16 protein-coding genes are annotated in these 17,842 nt (G+C 64.5%); 3 read left to right on the forward strand and 13 right to left on the reverse strand.

The features are described from left to right. Nucleotides 1-41: 41 nt before the first annotated feature. From ycfP to ACRCYW_RS08300, 4 genes are all read right to left on the reverse strand, one after another. Nucleotides 42-581 (reverse strand): alpha/beta hydrolase YcfP, encoded by a 540-nt coding sequence (gene ycfP / locus ACRCYW_RS08285; RefSeq protein WP_438549637.1) that lies wholly within the window; start codon nucleotides 579-581, stop codon nucleotides 42-44. A 294-nt stretch (nucleotides 582-875) separates the two neighbouring features. After that, complete coding sequence (locus ACRCYW_RS08290; RefSeq protein ID WP_438549638.1) at nucleotides 876-2,684, reverse strand: M3 family oligoendopeptidase; 1,809 nt, start codon at nucleotides 2,682-2,684, stop codon at nucleotides 876-878. A 134-nt stretch (nucleotides 2,685-2,818) separates the two neighbouring features. Beyond that, nucleotides 2,819-4,597 (reverse strand): M3 family oligoendopeptidase, encoded by a 1,779-nt coding sequence (locus ACRCYW_RS08295; RefSeq protein WP_438549639.1) that lies wholly within the window; start codon nucleotides 4,595-4,597, stop codon nucleotides 2,819-2,821. 144 nt (nucleotides 4,598-4,741) lie between these two features. After that, a complete protein-coding gene (locus ACRCYW_RS08300) occupies nucleotides 4,742-5,653 on the reverse strand; it encodes a DUF808 domain-containing protein (RefSeq protein ID WP_438549640.1) in 912 nt (303 codons plus the stop codon). Nucleotides 5,654-5,863: 210 nt separating this feature from the next. Between ACRCYW_RS08300 and ACRCYW_RS08305 the strand changes: the two genes are divergently transcribed. Further along, nucleotides 5,864-6,466 (forward strand): DUF924 family protein, encoded by a 603-nt coding sequence (locus ACRCYW_RS08305; protein ID WP_438549641.1) that lies wholly within the window; start codon nucleotides 5,864-5,866, stop codon nucleotides 6,464-6,466. Between the two features lie 73 nt (nucleotides 6,467-6,539). On the opposite strand, the gene secF is transcribed toward ACRCYW_RS08305, so the two are convergent. From secF to hinT, 9 genes are all read right to left on the reverse strand, one after another. After that, the gene (gene secF, locus ACRCYW_RS08310; protein ID WP_438549642.1) at nucleotides 6,540-7,457 is read right to left on the reverse strand and encodes a protein translocase subunit SecF; all 918 of its coding nucleotides are present in this window, start codon (nucleotides 7,455-7,457) and stop codon (nucleotides 6,540-6,542) included. A gap of 103 nt (nucleotides 7,458-7,560) precedes the next feature. Further along, nucleotides 7,561-9,363, reverse strand: a complete 1,803-nt coding sequence (gene secD, locus ACRCYW_RS08315) for a protein translocase subunit SecD (protein ID WP_438549643.1) — start codon at nucleotides 9,361-9,363, stop codon at nucleotides 7,561-7,563. A 146-nt stretch (nucleotides 9,364-9,509) separates the two neighbouring features. Beyond that, nucleotides 9,510-9,977: a hypothetical protein gene (locus ACRCYW_RS08320; protein ID WP_438549644.1), complete on the reverse strand. Its 468-nt coding sequence runs from the start codon at nucleotides 9,975-9,977 to the stop codon at nucleotides 9,510-9,512. A gap of 68 nt (nucleotides 9,978-10,045) precedes the next feature. After that, a complete protein-coding gene (locus ACRCYW_RS08325; protein ID WP_438549645.1) occupies nucleotides 10,046-10,906 on the reverse strand; it encodes a DUF6279 family lipoprotein in 861 nt (286 codons plus the stop codon). Between the two features lie 93 nt (nucleotides 10,907-10,999). Further along, a complete protein-coding gene (locus ACRCYW_RS08330) occupies nucleotides 11,000-11,884 on the reverse strand; it encodes a phosphotransferase (RefSeq protein WP_438549646.1) in 885 nt (294 codons plus the stop codon). After that, nucleotides 11,874-12,470, reverse strand: a complete 597-nt coding sequence (gene lpoB, locus ACRCYW_RS08335; RefSeq protein WP_438549647.1) for a penicillin-binding protein activator LpoB — start codon at nucleotides 12,468-12,470, stop codon at nucleotides 11,874-11,876. Before lpoB ends, ACRCYW_RS08330 begins: the two co-directional genes overlap by 11 nt. Beyond that, a complete protein-coding gene (locus tag ACRCYW_RS08340; protein ID WP_438549763.1) occupies nucleotides 12,470-12,871 on the reverse strand; it encodes a YcfL family protein in 402 nt (133 codons plus the stop codon). The genes lpoB and ACRCYW_RS08340 overlap by 1 nt, the downstream gene beginning before the upstream one ends. 72 nt (nucleotides 12,872-12,943) lie before the next feature. Beyond that, nucleotides 12,944-14,365, reverse strand: a complete 1,422-nt coding sequence (locus ACRCYW_RS08345; RefSeq protein ID WP_438549764.1) for a COG3014 family protein — start codon at nucleotides 14,363-14,365, stop codon at nucleotides 12,944-12,946. Next, the gene (hinT, locus tag ACRCYW_RS08350; RefSeq protein WP_033129807.1) at nucleotides 14,365-14,715 is read right to left on the reverse strand and encodes a purine nucleoside phosphoramidase; all 351 of its coding nucleotides are present in this window, start codon (nucleotides 14,713-14,715) and stop codon (nucleotides 14,365-14,367) included. The genes ACRCYW_RS08345 and hinT overlap by 1 nt, the downstream gene beginning before the upstream one ends. Nucleotides 14,716-14,971: 256 nt before the next feature. On the opposite strand from hinT, the gene ACRCYW_RS08355 reads away from it, so the two are divergent. After that, nucleotides 14,972-16,984 carry a methyl-accepting chemotaxis protein gene (locus tag ACRCYW_RS08355; RefSeq protein ID WP_438549648.1) on the forward strand — a complete coding sequence of 671 codons (2,013 nt, stop codon included), beginning with the start codon at nucleotides 14,972-14,974 and terminating at the stop codon, nucleotides 16,982-16,984. Between the two features lie 158 nt (nucleotides 16,985-17,142). Continuing rightward, nucleotides 17,143-17,775: a LysE family translocator gene (locus ACRCYW_RS08360; protein WP_438549649.1), complete on the forward strand. Its 633-nt coding sequence runs from the start codon at nucleotides 17,143-17,145 to the stop codon at nucleotides 17,773-17,775. Nucleotides 17,776-17,842: the final 67 nt, after the last annotated feature.

Genomic DNA, 17,842 nt, shown 5'->3' on the forward strand with positions numbered 1-17,842 from the left:
TGGCTCCCTAAAACGAAATCGGTCGACGTGATAGCGCAGGCTCAGGCTTCTTTGAAGGCCTTCATCCGTTGCAGATGGTGCGAGATGTTCTTGAATTTGTGGGTCTCGCGCTCATCCCATACGATGTCGTAATAGTTCTTCAATTCACGTTCAGTGTCCCGATTATCGCGGATTTCATCCTGAACGGAAAGGATACACAGGCAGTTTCCTGAATTTTTATTACGAAATTCGGTTACACACTTGGTGCCGATGTCCTCGTACTCTTCCGGCCTGTCTATCTTGCCCTGCATGTTGTGCGCCGGGTCGAGATTGGGGTTGAAGATCACCTGCTTGATGCCGCACAGGAAGCCGATCCGCTCGCTCCAGTAGCCACCGAGACCGACGCCGCAGATGAGGGGCTTGGGGTCCGTGCTCATGTCGAGCTGCTTCTTCACCTCCTTGAGCAGGTGACTCATGTCGTGGCGGGGGTGAACCGTGCTGTAGTGCACGAAACGCACATCATCATCGATAAACTGCAACTGCAGCACTTTCTCATGATTGCCAGGGCTGGTGGCATCAAAACCATGCAGATAGATGATCATGGGTAAGACCTCGGAAACTGTGTCGGTTCTATCGAAACTACTCCAGCGGCGGGGCCCGGCGCCACCAAAACATCCAACTTTCTTGCTTTGGATCACGCCCGCTGCCGCCGGAAAAACCGTTTTCCTCCGGATCCGGCCAGACGAGGTGCAACAAAGCGCCACCCTGTCCCGCCTCTCCAGACGAAGATCCCGCCAGAGGGCGGTATCGCGCTCACTCCCCCAGAGTCAGTTCGATGCACTCGATCACATCAGTCATCGGGAACAGATCCCGGCCCAAAGACGGATCCTGTTCACTCAACCCAGGGCCTGCTCGAAGCGCGTCACGGCCTCCTCGACCAGGGCCAGACTCCCTTGCCAAAACGCCGCCTCCCGGATGTCCTGTCCCAGGTGCTTCTCCACCAGGGCCTCGGCGCTCATGCGGCCGGTATCCCGCAGCAGGGCGCGGTAGGCCTGGGCGATGTCCGTTTCCCCTGCGGCCTTGCGCGCCATCAGCTGGTGATAGACCCCCAGGCTGAACAGGTAGCCGAACAGATACGGATAGTTGTAGAAGCCGAAGCCCGCGATGGAAAAGTGCGCCTTGGCGGCCCAGAACAGGGGGTGATAACGCTCCAGGCTCCCCTCGTACCAGCGGCCCCAGGCCTCGTCGGTCAGGGCGCTGAGCCTGGCAGCCGACACATAGCCCCCCTTGCGCTCCGCCACCAGGGCCTGCTCAAAGTCGAAGCGGGCCGGGATGTTGACCAAGAAGGTGGCGGCCCCGTCCGCCTCGGCCCAGGCGATGGCCAGCTGCTCCTCCTGGCTCTGCGCCTGCTCGAACAGGGCGCGGCGCACCAGGGTCTCGGCGAAGATGGAGGCGGTCTCGGCGAGCGTCATGGGATAGCTGCGCTGGCTCATGGGCAGATCGCGAATGAGCCAGTTGTGCCAGGCGTGGCCAAGCTCGTGAGCGAGCGTGATGACGTTGTCCATGGTGCCCGCATAGGTGATGAAGACCCGCGGCTCCACCGGGGAGGCAAACTTGGTGCAGTAGGCACCGGTGCGCCGGTTCGGGGTGGGGGCGGCGTCAATCCAACCCTTTTCCGCCATCATGCGGGCAAAGGTCCCCATCTCGGGATCGAAGGCGGCGAAGGCCCGGGCGATGAGTTCGATGGCCTCCTCGAAGGGGATGGCGCGGCTACTGGTCGCGGGGGGCGGTGCGAACAAGTCCTCCGGCCCCGGCGCAGCAATGCCAAGCCTGCCAGCCATCAGCGTCAGCGCCCGTTGACCCAGGCCACGGGCTTGGTAGGTTTCGGCCATCAGGGTATCCAGGGTGGCGCGCTCTATGTGGCTCTGGTGGCAGGAAAGGTCCAGGGCATCGAGCAGGCGCGTCTTGCCGCGTTGGCGCGCCAGCTCGAGGCGCCAGCCATTGAGGGCATTCAAGATGGCGGCCACCGTCTCCTGCTCCCCCGCCCAGCCGTCGCTGATGGCATCGAACGCCTCCCGGCGCAGGGCCCTGTCCGGGCTCGACAGCAGGTTGCTCGCCTGTGCCAACCCCATCTCGCGGCCGGCTATGGTCAGGCGAATTTTGCCCACCAGATCGTTGTAGAGGTTGCCCCAGCCGTGCAGGCCGTCGGTGCCAAGGCCTATCACCAGCTGCTCCGCCGCCACCGGCAGGCGCTGATCCTGCAGCCGCCGCTCGTGGCGCAGACGATAATCCTCCTCGCCGAGCAGGGGGTCTTGCATCAGGTGCTCAAACTCGGGCTCAGGCATCCCCAACATCAGTTCCTCCACCGGCGCCAGGGCCTTGAAGAGATCGGCGTTGAGGGCGCGGGCGCGGGAGGCCAGCTGCTTGGCCAGGGGATCCAGAGCATCCTGGCTACCCCTCGAGGCCGCCAGCACCGCCACGTTCCAGCCGATGTCGCGGATGCGCTGGGCACGCAGGCGTACCTCCCGCAGGAAGTCCTGCAGGGCATCCCCCTGATCGCGCACCGCGGCCAGCTGGCCGATGAAGGCATCGAGTTCAGCCAGGCTGGCGCGGGCCAGGCTCATGTCCGCCTCCAACACGCTGCTGTCGAGGGAGGGGTAGATATGCTGGTTTTGCCACTGCTGCGGGTATTGGATGGGTTGCATCGTCGACTCGTGTTGATCCGTTATCAAAAAATGGCGTGACCCGGCGTGCCGGACCACGAATAAAGGGGTTTGGGGGCGCAAGAGGGCGCCCCCTGCTCAGCGGGGACTTACCGGCCAGCCCGGCAGCGGATGGATCACACCAGCCGCTCGAGGCGGCTCACCGCCTCTTCCACCTGGCGCAGGCTCTCCTGCCAGAAGGCAGGCTCGCGAATGTCGATCCCCAGGTGCTTCTCCACCAGATCCTCGGCGCTCATGCGCCCTGTGTCCGTGAGCAGCGCCCGGTAGGCCTCGACGAAGTCGCCGCCGGCCCGCTCCTTCTGGGCATGGAGCCCCAGGCTGAACAGGTAGCCAAACAGATAGGGGTAGTTGTAAAACCCGAACTCGGCGATGGAGAAGTGACCCTTGTTGGCCCAGAACAGCTCGTCGTACTGACAAAGGCTGTCACCATACCACTGCTCCTTGGCGGATTTCATTATGACTCTGAGCTGGCTCGCCCCCACATAGCCCTCTCCCCGCGCCGCCACCAGCGCCCGCTCGAACGCAAAGCGGGACGGAATGTCCAGCAGCATGCTGGCGGCCCGCTCCCCGTCCATCCAGGCGATGTCCCGCCGCTGCTCCCGGGTCTCCATGCGGGCAAGCAGCGCCTCCCGCACCAGGGTCTCGGCAAACAATGAGGCCGTCTCGGCGAGCGTCATGGGGTAGTCCCGCTGCTCCAGCGGCAGCTCCCGCAGCAACCAGCTGTGCCAGGCGTGGCCGAGCTCGTGAGCGAGGGTGATGACGTTGTCCAGGGTGCCCTCGAAGGTCATGAACACCCGAGGCTCGGCGGGATGGGCATACTCGGTGCAATAGGCACCGCTGCGGCGGTTCTCGCTCGGGTTGGCATCGATCCAGCCCCGCTCCGCCATCAGGCGCACGAAGGCCCCCATCTCGGGGTCGAAGTTTTCGAAGGCCTCCGCCACCAGGCGGAGGGCCTCTGCCAGGCTGATGGCGACCGAACTCGTCGCGGGGGGCGGTGCATAGAGATCCCAGGGGGCGAAATCGTCGATCCCCTGGGCGCTCGCCATGGCGCGCAGGGCTCGCCTGCCGAGCTCCTTGTGCGCATCTGCCTCCCCCATCAGGGTCTCCAGGGTGCAGCGCTCGAGGTGCCCCTGATGGCAGGAGACGTCCAGGGCATCGAGCAAGCGCTCCTTGCCGCGCTGGGTGGCGAGCTCGTTGCGCCAGCCGTTGATGGCATTGAGGATGGCCGCCACCGTCTCCTGCTCTGCGGCCCAGGCGGCCTGAATGCCGTGCCAGGCGTGGGCGCGCCGCGCCCTGTCCGGGTGGGAGAGCAGGTTGTCCGCCTGCGCCAGCCCCATGATCTCTCCCTCCACCCGGGGGCTGAGCCTGCCCACCAGGCTGTCGTAGAGATCCCCCCAGGCCTGCAGGCCATCCACTGCCAGCCCCTCGATCAGCTGCTCCGACGCGAGCGAGAGGCGCTGATCCCGCAGGCGGCGGGCGTGGCGAATGTCGTAGGCCAGCTCGAACAGCTCGGGATCCTGCAGCAGCAGCCGCAACTGCGCCTCAGGCACATTTATCCAGAACAGGGTCACGGGCTTGATGAGCTGGGCCAGGCTTGCCTGCAACTGCTGGCCACGGGAGAGCAGCACCTTGGCGGGCTCATCGCGACCATTGCGGCTCAAGCGGTTGTAGCCATAGGTCTGGGCATTCCAGGCCAGCCGCGTCACCTCTTCGGCCTGCCGCCGTATGGTGCGAAGGAGGTGTCGCAGCGCATTGGTATCCCGGGTGGTTGGCAGTTCGTCCAGCAGCGGTTTCAGGCTGCTCAGGATCTGCTGTGCATGGTGGAAACCGGCTTCAACGGCCGGGCAGTCGGGGGCGGCGAAGATGTGATCATCCTGCCAGATGAGTGGCGTCATAACAGTCCTTGTTTGTCTGCGTCCAAATCGGGTGGCGCTGCCTCTGGTGGGCAGTCGCCACCCGATAGTACGAAGGGGGCAGGCCGTTGCCTAGCCCCCATTCTGGTCAACCAACAAGGCGTCTGGCAAATGGTGCGCTGCGCCCTATTTGGCGGGCTTGAGTCGGCTCACCAGCGTCATGGCCAGCACCAGTACCAGGCCTGCCAGCACCCCCACCAGGGCGTTGAGCAGGGTCGGCGTCACGGCGGCCAGTACGGCGCCCACACCGGCCAGGGGAGCCAGGCTCGCGGCCGCCCCTTCGATGAGGTGGTGAACGAAGGGCCAGCCGTGGACCAGGATGCCGCCACCCACCATGAACATGGCGATGGTGCCGACCAGCGCCAGCAAGTGCATCAGCTTGGGGGCCGTCACCAGCAAACCCCGCCCGAACGCGCGACGCAGGGCGCTTGCATCCGGTTTTTGCAGCAGGTGCAGACCGATGTCATCGAGCTTGACGATGAGCCCCACCAGGCCGTATACCCCCACCGTCATCAACAGGGCGATGCCCGCCACCACGGCGATCTGCAGACCGAGGCTCGAGCCCTGTACGGTGCCGAGGGCGATGACGATGATCTCCGCGGACAGGATGAAATCGGTACGAATGGCTCCCTTTATCTTCTGCTGCTCGAAGGCCACCAGATCGTCCGGGATGGGGCCATGGTTCCCCTCCTCGGCCTCATGGGGCAGGAACTTGTGGGCCAGCTTCTCGGCCCCCTCGAAGCAGAGGTAAGCGCCCCCCAGCATCAGCAAGGGGGTGATGAGCCAGGGCACCAGGGCGCTGATGGCGATGGCGGCGGGCACCAGGATGAGCTTGTTGCGAAAGGATCCCTTGGCCACCGCCCACACCACCGGCAGCTCCCGTTCCGCCCGCACCCCGGATACCTGCTCCGCGTTGAGGGCGAGATCGTCCCCCAACACACCGGCGGTCTTCTTCGCCGCCATCTTGGTCATCAACGCCACGTCATCGAGCACGCTGGCAATATCGTCGAGCAGGGCCAACAAACTGGTTCCGGCCATATCAGGTATTCCTCATCTGGGTAGCGAGCAAGCAACCGTCACGAGCACCAGGCAGATCATTGGGATCCGCCAGATAGTACAGGCGAGGGACTTCCTCATTTCGGGCAAAAGATGGCACAGTGTAGCGAGAAGCCGCCGTTTCGGCAGCCCCCATGACAGGGCCAATTGGCCTTGTTTCACCCGCAAGCCCTTCTGGCCCAAGGAGTTTCCATGCAGCCCTGGCAACCTCTGCTCGATTTCTGGTTTGGCGATGACGCCGACGATGTCACCCGCGCCCGGCGCCAATCCTCACTCTGGTGGGGCAAAAGCAGCGAGACCGACGCCCTCATCCAGCGCCGCTTCGGCGAGCTGGCCGAGGCGGCCGCCACCGGCAAGCTCGACGACTGGGCCGAGGTGCCCACCGGGCGTCTCGCCCTCATCCTGCTGCTGGATCAGGTGCCGCGCAACATCCACCGGGGCACCCCGGCCGCCTTCGCCCAGGACGCCAAGGCGCGGGAGCTCTGCCTCAAGGGGCTGGTGCTGGGGGCGGACAAGGGGCTCTCGCCGCTGGGTCGGGTCTTCTTCTACCTGCCGCTGGAGCATGCGGAGTCCGGCGAGCAGCAGGCCAGAAGCGTGGCCCTGTTCGAGGCGCTGGCGGCGGAGCAGGCCAGCGGCGAGGCCCGGGACACCTTCGAGGGCTTCGCGGATTTCGCCCGCCGCCACAGGGTGATCGTCGATCGCTTCGGCCGCTTCCCCCATCGCAACGCCATCCTGGGGCGCCCAGATCAGGGGGAAGAGACCGCCTTCTTGCAGCAGCCAGGCTCGGGATTCTAGCCAGGGGCCATAAGCCAAGGCATAAAAAAACGGGCCAGCTGGCCCGTTTTGCATAGGGAGTGAACGAAGGACGTCAGGCCGCCTCGGCCAGGCTCTCCTCCTCTTTCTTCTGATAGGCCTGGGGCGAGAGCCCCAGCAGCTCCTGCACGGTGGAGGCCACAGTGATGGAGGAGACAGTCCCCACCAGGATGCCGGCGAACAGGGTGAAGGAGAAGCCGTAGAGGGCATCCCCCCCAAACAGCAGCAGGGCCCCCACGGTGAACAATGTGGTGCCCGAGGTGATCATGGTGCGGCTGAAGGTCGCCTTGATGGCCACATCCGAACACTCGTGGATCCCCATCTGGGTACGCGAGCCGAGCAGGTCTCGCAACCGGTCGGAGATGACGATGCTGTCGTTCAGGGAATACCCGATCACCGCCATCAGGCCCGCGATCACGTTGAGGTCAAACTCGATGTTGAACAGCGACAGCAGCCCGATGGCCACCAGGCCGTCGTGCAGCACCGAGACCAGGATGCCGATGGCCTGACGCCACTCGAAACGCATCGCCAGGTAGGCGGAGATGGCCAGGGAGGCCACCAGCACCGCCAGCATCCCCTGCTGGAACAGCTCGGCGCCCACCTGGGGCCCGACGATAGTGGTGCGCAGCAGCTCCACCGGCAGATTCAGCTGCTGGCCCAGCATGGTCGCCAGCTCCTCCGCCGGCCAGGGCAGCTCGTGGGGGGGCAGCTTGATGAGCCACTCGCCGGGCACGCCGGCCGAGCTCAGCTCCACCACCCCGGCCAGGGGGGCACTCAGCAGGGCGTTGAGCTCATGGGCCTCCTTCAGGGTCTGGATCCGAAACTCCAGCAGTATGCCGCCGGTAAAGTCGAGGCCGAGGGAGAGCCCCTTGATGGCCAGCACGGCGATGCTGGCGACGGTCAGCAGCACAGAAATCCACAAACCTATGTAACGCCAGCGGGTCAGACCCATGGCAACGATCATTCTCAGCATTGTTCTTCCCTCGACGGCAGATGGCTCGGGCTTCCCTCGGGGAAGCGGATGGCGCGGAGCAGGCTCGGACGCGCGGCAACGTGGTACACACGATGGCTCATGCTCATACCCTCAGCAGCTTGGCGCGGCTCGCGCCCCACAGGGGATTGATGATGGCGCGCGTGCCCCAGATCCCGGTCACCATGCTGGAGATGAGCCCCAGGATCAGGGTGATGGAGAAGCCCTGCAGCGGCCCCGAGCCGATGGAGTAGAGCACCACGGCGCAGATCAGGGTGGTGAGGTTCGCATCGAAGATGGTCCTGAACGCCGAGCGATAGCCAAAGTCGATGGCATTGGCCAGAGTCCCCCCCTCCCGCAGCCTGTCCTTGATCCGCTCAAAAATCAGCACATGGGTATCCACCGCCATGCCGACGGTGAGCACCAAGCCGGCGATCCCAGGCAGGGTCAGCACGGCCCCCGGCAGCACCGCCAGCATGCCCACCTGCATCAGCAGGTTGCCGATGAGCGCCGTGATGGCGACCCAGCCGAACTTGCGATACCAGGCCATCATGAACAGCATCATGCCGGCCATGCCGAACGCCAGGGCGGTGAAGCCCGCCTCTATGTTCTGAAGACCCAGGGTCGGGCCTATGGAGCGCTCCTCCAGGATCTTCAGCGGTGCGGTCAGGGCGCCGGCCCGCAGCAGCATGGCGAGCTCCTGGGCCTCCGGTACGCTGGCGAGCCCCGTGATGCGGAACTGGTTGCCGAGCGCCGTCTGTATGGTGGCGACGTTGATCACCTCGCTCTGGGCCCGCAGCTTGCCCTGGGCATTGGTCTTGTACTCGGTGAAGACGGTGGCCATGGCGCTGCCCACGTGCTGGCGGCTGAACTGGTTCATCTTGCTGCCACCCAGGCTGTCGAGCACTATGCTCACCTGGGGCTGACCCATCTCCCCCATGCCGGCGCGGGCATCGACGATGTGCTCACCGGTCAGCACCGGCTTGCGGGCCATGCCCACCGCCTGACCGTTGCGATCCGCCATGAAGAAGTGGCTATCCGGCTTGGCCTGATAGAAGGCGAGCGACGCGGTGGCACCTATCACCTCCTTGGCCTGCTTGGGGTTGTGCACCCCGGGCAGCTCGATGCGGATGCCGTCCTGCCCCTGACGCTGGACCGAGGCCTCGACGATGCCGAGTTCGTTGATCCGCTTCTTCAGGATGGAGAGGTTCTGGGTCACGGCGTTGTTGGCCAGCAGGGTACGCTCGGCCTCGCTCATCACCAGTTTCAACTCGTTGCCGCTGCGCTGCTGGGTCCACTGATCCAGCCGGGTACCGGCGGTATCCCGGATGATGGTGAGCCAGGGCCCCTGCTCCATTCCCGCCGGCAGAATGACCCGCACCTCTCCGGTCGCGATCCGCGCCACGTTGGCCCCCCTCAGGTGCGCCTCCCTAAACTGGGTGCGCAGCATGTCCACCAGGTTCTTGGTCTGGTTGTCGATGACGAAGTCGAGATCTACCCCGATGAGCAGCTGGGAGCCACCGCGCAGATCCAGCCCGAGCTTGATGGGGGCGGCGCCGAGCTGGCTTATCCAGGTCGGGGCGTTGGAGTAGAACTCCAGGGTCAGGGCCGCGCTCTCGAAGCCCTGCTGCTCCAGCAGCTGCTTGGCCCGCTGCTGATCGGCCTGGCTCTCGAACACCAGCTCCACCCGCTCCCGTTGCTGCACCTCCTTGAGCAAGGGGATCTTGTGCTGCTCGAACAGGGTGCGCTGGGCCTCGGTCAGGGTGCGCTGGCCGTGCAGGCCGAGGGAAGGCTGCTCACCGAAGAAGGTGGGCAGGGAATAAAACGTGAAGGTGAACAACATGAGCAGCAGCAGGGCGTACTGCCACAGGCTCATGCGGTTCAGGATGAGATGACTCTTTTTTCTCATGAAATCGGCCTCTGTCAGGCGAAAGCGACGGATGTGACCACGCACACCGCGTAAAAAAACGAAACAAGACAGCCTAACCGTTCAGTAACACTGAACAGTTACGGAGAGACGATGAGGCGACAGATGGCAGTCTGACCCCATCGGAGTCAGGCGAGGAAACTCTGGGAGAAGCGGTATTGCAGGTGTCGGCGCTGCAAGCGCCGGCTATGCAGGGTGGCGAAGTGATGCCGGAAACTCTGCTTGGGGTAATGGAGGGCGAGGTGGAGCAGCAGGCCGCACAGCAGCAACAAGATGGCCTGCTGGGACCAGCTCTGCACCAGCTCGTAGACCACCTTGCCCGGGGCGTTGTCACTGCGCAGTGAGTGTTCGAGGCGCAGCAGGTGAGTCTGGTTGGTGCCGACAAACTTGACCACGCCGTCATCGCTCTGGCTGGCAAGGTGCGCGATCTGGCTCTGCTCGCTGCCCTGCTGCGCCGCGGACAGGGCGACGCCCCCCACCGGCAGGGTAGAGAACAGCAGGGTGAGCGCAATGAGCAGTGCCATCGCGGCCAGTTTCACTTTATCCAAACGACTCAAACAGTTAATTCCTGAGTAACAGAGGGGGCAAGCTACCACAGCGCCCCCATAAGGACAAGGGCGGCAGGCCTTGCAGCCTGCCGCCCTCGTGGGGTGGATGAGGATGATCAACGGCCCCGGGTCATCTCCTCGAAGTCCTCGGCATAGTCCTTGAGCAGGGTGTAGAGGTGTGCCCGCTGGGAGAGATCCATGGACTGGCTGAGATCGCTGAGCCACTTGATGGTGCGCTGGCGGGACTGATCGGTGTAACCGGTGAAGCGGCCATCCATCAGGCCATCCCCCTGCTGCAGCAAGCGGGTCAACTCCTTGCCGAAGTCCGGGCTCTGGCGCTGCTTCATCAGCCTGTCCAGCTCCTTGGTCCAGGCCCCCTGAAACTCGAGCCAGGGGCCCATCATCTCGTATTGCCACTCGGCCCACTGGGCGACGAGCGGGGCCTGGGCCGGCTTGACCTTGCCAATCCAGAACACCAGCCGCTCGTTCATCTTGTCCCTGAAACCCTTGAGCATTTCTTCTTTCGACTCGGTGGCAAAGTCGTGCTGACGCTCCTGCTGGCGCTTCACCCTGTCCCCCATGAAGTGGGCCACCTGAGCGTCCGTCAGGGTGCGGGCGAGGCGCACGGTGCGGGGAATGGCGTTCTCCAGGGTGCGGGTCAGGCTGGCCTGGGTCTTGTCCAGATGCAGGGAGACCTGCTCCGGGGTCATGGGGCTCGCCACCGCCCTGGCCAGGGCGTCGAGATCCCTGGCGTAGATGGGCAGCTCGTGCTGACGATGCCAGGCCATCAACCCCTTCACCTCGGTATCCAGCAGCTTCTTCTGGCTGCGATCCAGAGAGAAGTAGTCGTCCAGCTGCCAGACGATGGCGGAGTCGAGCCAGTAGTAGATGACCCGGGTGGCGCAGCCCGTCAGCAGCAGGCAGAGCAGCAGCAGGCTCCAGCTACGGGGTTGACGCCATGAGAGGGTGGTTCGCATGCATGCCTCCAATCGTTGAGAAACTAGCGTCGTGCAGGGCTTGTTGTTCGGCTGTGGCACCGGGGGCCATCCGCCGCAATCCAGAGGCCAGCGCTATTCCAGGCGCTGGCGGTTCTTGTCGATCAGGGCCTGATAGTCGGGCCCTGTCTGCTGTTCGGCCATCAAGAGTCCCCACAGCAGGCCGATGTAATCGACCCATGGCAGGAAGGCTTCGGCTTGAAATCCCTTGCCATTGAGCAGCTTATGAGCAGCTTCCCTGCCTTCAAGATAGCAGTTCTCCAACTGGCGCTGCTGTTCTTCGCACCAGTCGTGAGTGCGCACTATGCTGGCGAGCTCGAAGCCAGGATGACCGGCGGCGCCGTACTCCCAGTCGATGACCCAGGGCTTGGGTCCCAACAAGTTAGCCGGATTGAGATCGTGATGACAAGGGAGCCAGCAGTCGTCCGGCTCCCGGCTCGCGAGCAGAGCCCGCTCAAGGGCCGGCAGCCAGCCCGGCACCTGGGCCAGGCGGTCGCGATACCCCTTCGCATGGGCCCGCACCGCCATCACCACCTTGGGCACTGGCAGGCGATGCATGCGGCCGAGCACCTCGGCCAGCAGCCTGGGTTGCTCGTCCGGCGGTGGGGGGGACAAGGCCCAGTTTGGCTCGTCGCACCAGTCCAGCAACATCAGGCCAGAGGCCGGATCGCTGTGATGACAGGGCAAGGCGATGCCCTGCCCCATGGCGCCCCGGTAGAGCTGCCACTCGGTGGCACGGTCGATGCCGAGGCGCACCGGATCCGGGTGACCGCGGCGCAAGAAACCGCTCCGCCCAGAGGGCAGGGTCAGCCGGTAGTTGCAGTTGGTGAGCCCCTCCCCCAGGGGCTCGAGGCGCCCCTGACACCAGGGGGCCGGCAGGCTGGCGAGCAGGGAGAGCTCGGCGAGATCGCCCCGCAGATCCTTCGCACCGTCCCACCCCTGAGACGACTTACCAGCCAAAGGTGGAGGTCTTCGCCTGCTTGCGGATCTCTTTCTGATCGGCCCAGAGCAGCTCGCCGTTTTCCAGATCCATCAGGTTCATGGTCATCTGGTAGTAGACGTCCTTCACCTTGCCGTTGTCCTTGACGATGCTGGCGAGGTTGCCATAGACCATGTAGCGGGCGCCGGTCTGCTTGCCGAGGCGCACCATGGTCGCGGGATCCACGATACCGCTGCCCTGCTGGTACTCGAGCTGCTGCTTGACCGCACTCACCTTGCTCATGTCGACGAAGCGGAACTTGCCGGAGCGCAGCAGCTTGGTGCGCAGGGTATCTGTGATGGCCTCGGTGTCGATGTGCTCCGAGGTCTTGTTGCGGATGGAGTCCATGAACATCACGGGACGGCCCCCCGAGGTGATCTCGCTGGTGGCCGGCGAGCCCAGCATGGAGTCCGCCATCTTGTCGGCGATGGCCTGCAGATCGCTTGAGCCGTAATCCACTGTCACCGTCTCGGTTTCGGTCGGATCGCCATAGCTGACGGTGGTGCTGGAACAGCCGCCGAGCAGCAGGGCGCCACTCAAGGCAAGCAGGGCAGGATTCATTTTCATCAGTTCGATTCCTCAATCACTTCGCGTACATAGACCCTGTAACCCTGGGCGCTCTCATTGGGTGCCAGGGCTGACAGGGTACGGCTCTGGTGGCCGTGGAGCTTGATGGGGGTCCAGCCGCGGCCATCGCTGGCCACCTCCTGGCCGCTGCCATCGTACCAGTAGAACAGGTATTGCAGGTGGTTGTCCCCGGACCGGGTGTTGGCCAGGATCACGTTGACCTGCAGCAGACCGTTCTGCTGGCGGCGGCTCTGTTCGGTCAGGGCCGCGTCCAGGGAGCCGTTATGGGTCTCCAGGGTAGCCACGCCCCCCGCCGGCGCATAGAGGGCCACGCCGGAGGTATTGGTGCTGCAGGCGGACAGCAGCAGTGTCAGGCCCAGGGCCGCCATATGGGCTTTCATCATCGTCACCTCACGCTATGTGTCACTCCCCGAGGGGAGCCTTGGTTATCCGGGGTGGGGACTCGCAGCCCCCTAGATGGGCATCACCCGGGTGCTCAGGCCAGCGCCTAGGCGCTGCACCCACACCAGGGTGGTGCGCCCGCCGTGAACGGTGAGCGGTAACTGGCGCATGGCGCTGCCCGCCCCCAGGGTGAGGATCACCTCCCCCGGCGGCACCATGGCCTGCCAGCTGCTCGCCTCGGCAGGCAACGTCAGCCAGCTGCGGGTATCGGCCCGCTCGGACAGGGCATTGAAGATCCCCACCACCAGGTTGCCCACATCCCCTCCCTCCTTGGCGGCGGAACGCCTGAGCTGCTCCTTGGCCAGCAGGCGCAAGGCCTGGCGGGTCAACATGCCGGGCAGTCGCTCCTGCAGATCCTTGGCGGCCAGCGCCTCGAGCCGCACCAGGGAGCTGGTCTGCTGGTGGCGATTGCCGAGGGTCACGCTGAGCGGGCCCGTGGTCGCGGCCCTATTGTCGTAATAGGGCACCGCCACCGTAAAGGTGCGAAAATCCCCTCCCGAGGTGGCGATAGGCAGCGGCAGGAAGAATTCCCGCCGCGCCGGGATCAGCCCATCTTCGAACAGCACCACCAGCTGGCCCTGGTTTTTCTCCAGCGGCGGTGCCTTGCGTCCCAGCTTCTTCTCGGTCTCGCGCAGCTCGTCCGGGGAGCCGCGCAGCACCGCCAGGCGCAGCAGGGCATCCTGCAGGCTCTGGTTGTCCGGCGCTATCTGGTAGCCGCGCTGGTAGTCCACCCAGGCGTCGTTGAGATCCCCGCTCCCCTCGTAGAGCACCCCGGAGAGGTAGAAGGTGTAAGCATTCTGGAAACCGTTTTTCACCTTACCCACCAGCCGGTCGAGATCGGGTACCCCGCGCGACACCAGCTGGCGCATCCGGGCCTCGTCGCCCGTCTCTGCCGCCTCTGCCCTGGCCGCTCGCACCTCGTCGGCCCGGGTCTTGAGGGCCCGCTCCTGCACCTGATTGGCCCGGCGCACCTCCACCAGGGCGCCTTCGGCGTCCCCCCGTTGCAGGTAATTGAGGGCCAGATAGTGGTGCAGCATGGTACGCTCGTAGTCCGGCGCCAGATATCCCAGGGTCTGATCGTTGGTGAGCAGGCTGCCCGCCTGGGCCAGACCGCGGCTCAGCCGGTATCGGGCCTGCTCGTCTTCCCAGGCGAGGCTGCTGTCGGCGGCGGCGAAGGCCTGCTTGCTGTTTGCATCCTGACCGGCGAGCCAGGCGATGCGCCCCTGCTCCAGCCTGTCCAGCACATAGGTGTCGTCCCCCGGCGTCGACTCACGCACCTCGGGCAAGGCTTCTGCGGCCTTGCCCTGCAGCAGCAGGTTGCGCTGGGGCACCATCTGATCGGAGTAGGAGACGAAGAGATCCTGCCAATGGGAGGCGCAGCCCCCCAGCAGCAGACCGGCCAACAGCAGGCCGGTCAGGGCAACGGGGCGTATCACAGGCTGAGCAGGGGTCCCAGGGGCTGGCCACCGACCAGGTGCATGTGGATGTGGTAGACCTCCTGCCCGCCATGGCGGTTGCAGTTCATGATGAGGCGATAGCCGTTCTCGGCGATCCCGGCCTCGCTCGCCAGCTTGCGCGCCACGGTGAACATGCGGCCGAGCGCCAGCTCATGGTCCGGCTCCACGTCGTTGACCGTGGGGATCAGCACGTTGGGCACGATCAGGATGTGGGTCTTGGCCTTGGGCTGGATGTCGCGAAACGCGGTCACCAGATCGTCTTGATAAAGGATGTCGGCGGGGATCTCCTTGCGGATGATTTTGCTGAAAATGGTTTCTTGCGCCATGGGTAACTCCTTTATATGAAAAAGAAAATTTTACACAAACCTCAAGCGAATCCCAAAAACGCCGCCGAGGCCCGCCAAGTGTGACACAAGCCGATATTTGACACAGCCGTTGTCCCAATCACTTCAGTTATTGTTAAGAATACCGATAGTCAGGGAGACGTCCTCCGTACCAGAGGCATGGCCACCCAGGGCATGCAGGGTACCAAAGGGACGGGGTACTCAGGCAAGGGACTTTTGCATAGACAGCGGGACAATAATGAAACAAACAATGTCAGACCTCTCCATCTTACAGAGAGTCTATTTGGGCTTTGCCATCCTGGTCGCCGTCATGGTCGCCAGCGCGGCACTGACCTTTCGCGGCCAGAGTGAGCTCAATGGGGCCCTGGATCAGGTAACCCAGCAATCCATGCCTCTGGTGATCGCCAGCAGCCAGACCCAGATAAGCCTCCTCAGCGCCAACAAGTGGCTCACCGACGTGCTGACCGAGCAGGATCCCAAGCTGTTGCCGGGGGAAGTGGCCGAACTGCAACAGGCCAAGGCCCAGGTCGACAAGACGCTCTCGGCCCTCAAGGCCCAGGTGGCGGCCCACCCGGAGCTGCAAGGGGAGATGGCGGCCCTGACCAAGCTGGCGGGGGACTACCTGCAGCTCACCCAGACCCTGCCCACCGAACACGAGGCCCTGCTCACCCGGCTGCACAAGGTCAATCAGGCCAAGGGACAGTTTCAGGTCAGCCTGCCCCAGTTCAAGAAGAACCTGGGTGACATGATGGTCTCCATCGACGACAGCTTCATCAAGATGCTGTCTGAGACCCTGACCACCAAGCTCTCCGCCATCGAGCTCTCCACCATGGATGCCCTGAACCAGAGCATCCCGGCCCCCATCGAGGGTGCCCTCAAGCGCAACAAGATGCAGATCGAGAGCTTCAACAGCACCATCAAGGATCTGCAGGGTGAGCTCCAGGACTTCGACAACAACATGGGCCACTACGTCCATGGGTTCGTGCGCGACACCACGGGCAACGAAGGGGTGCTCGCCCAATACCTGGCGCTGATGAAGCAGCAGCAGGCCATGCGCGAGCAAAGCAAGCAGGCGAGCCAGCTCATCCTCGCCATCCAGAACAAGCTGGAGGGGATCACCGCCCAGAGCCAGCAGTTGATGAACGCCAGCATCCAGGCCTCGGATCGGGTACAGACCCAGAGCACTCTCACCCAGGCCATCAGCATCGTCATCGCCATCCTGGTCGCCATCCTGGTGGCCTACACCCTCGGCAAGGCCATCCGCCGCCCACTGAAAGAATTGCTGCGGGTGCTGACCGAGGTGACCCAGGGGGACATGACCCAGCGGGTCGGCTTCCGGAGCCAGAACGAGTTCGGCCAGCTCGGCAGCCAGATCAACCTGCTGATCCAGCAGATGGGGGACGTGCTGCGCCAGCTCTCCCAGGCCTCCAACCAGCTCAACAGCGCCGCCCATGACAACCGCCACACCACGGAGTCGGTGCGCGCGGATCTCGAGAAGCAGCGCCAGGAGACCGCCTCGGTGGCCGCCGCCATGACCCAGATGGAAGCCTCGGTACGGGAGGTGGCCCAGGCCGCCAACCAGACCCTGGAGCGGGTGATGGATGTGGAGAAGGCCTCGGAAGTGGGTCGCAAGGTGATGGCCGGCAACATCACCACCACCCATCAGCTGGCGGGCAAGCTGCAGCAGACCGGCGCCGTCATCGGCGACGTGAGTGCCATGAGCGGCCAGATAGGCAATATCCTCGACGTCATCCGCGGCATCGCCGAGCAGACCAATCTGCTGGCCCTGAATGCCGCCATCGAGGCGGCCCGCGCCGGCGAGCAGGGCCGCGGCTTCGCTGTGGTGGCGGACGAGGTGCGCAACCTGGCCGGTCGCACCGCCCAGTCCACCAGCGAGATCCAGCAGATGATCGAGAATCTGCAGCAGGGGGTCGCCCGGGCGGTCAACGTCATGGAGGAGTGCTCCCGGGAGATGGACAGCTGCATGGATCAGAGCTCCCAGGCCAACAACGCCATGGAAGAGGTACAGGGCATAGTGGTGCTCATCAGCGACATGTCGAGCCAGATAGCCTCCGCCGCCGAGCAGCAGCAGGCCACCAGCGCCGACATCGCCACCAACCTCAACCGCATCTCCGACATCTCGGATCTCAACTATCAGGGCATAGAGCGGGTGGCCGAGACCAGCCAGCAACTCGACTCCCTGGCCGAGCAGCAGGAGGGGCTGGTGCAGCGCTTCCGGCTGAGCGCCTAAGGGCCGCGTCAACCACAGTTTCCGAGGGGCCTGCCGGCCCCTTTTTATTGCCGCCCCGGCTTAAGATGAAAGCCTGATCTGCATCACGGACAGCCGTCCGCCCCTGGGCCAGCATAGCCATATGCCTCCTCCGTCACCCCAGCCTCCAGGATGTCCCCATGATCTCCCTTAGCCAGTTGCTGCTGTTTGCCGGCGCCTCCCTGCTGATGGCCCTGACCCCGGGCCCCAACATGATCTACCTGCTCTCCCGCTCCCTCTGCCAGGGACGGATGGCGGGCCTCATGTCATGGGGCGGCGTGGTGCTCGGCTTCAGCGTCCACATGCTGTGCGCCGCCGTCGGCCTGACCGCCCTCTTCATGGCGATCCCCATGGGCTATGAGCTGCTGAAAGTCGCCGGCGCCCTCTACCTGCTGTGGATGGCCTGGCAGGGCATACGGCCGGGATCCCGCTCGCCGTTCGAACCATCGACCCTACCGGTCCACTCCCCCGGCCGGCTGTTTCTGATGGGGCTGCTCACCAGCGTGCTCAACCCCAAGGTGGCCATCTTCTACCTCTCGGTGCTGCCCCAGTTCATCAGCCCGCAGGCGGGATCCGTGCTCGGGCAGAGCCTGCAGCTCGGCACAGTGCAACTGCTTATCAGCGCCGCCGTCAACCTGGGGGTAGCGCTCTCTGCCGCCCATATCTCGGGCTGGTTTGCCCGCCATCGGCTCTGGCTCGCGGTGCAGCGCTATCTGATGGCAACGGTATTGGGCTTGCTTGCCGTCCGCCTGCTGGCCCAGGGCCGCAGTTAAGGCCTAGGGGCCGCCACACAGGCAATAAAAAGGCTCCCATCGGGAGCCTTTTACCATGAACAGGAGA

Source organism: Aeromonas sp., assembly GCF_051657805.1.
In the GTDB taxonomy this organism is placed as follows: Bacteria; Pseudomonadota; Gammaproteobacteria; order Enterobacterales; family Aeromonadaceae; genus Aeromonas.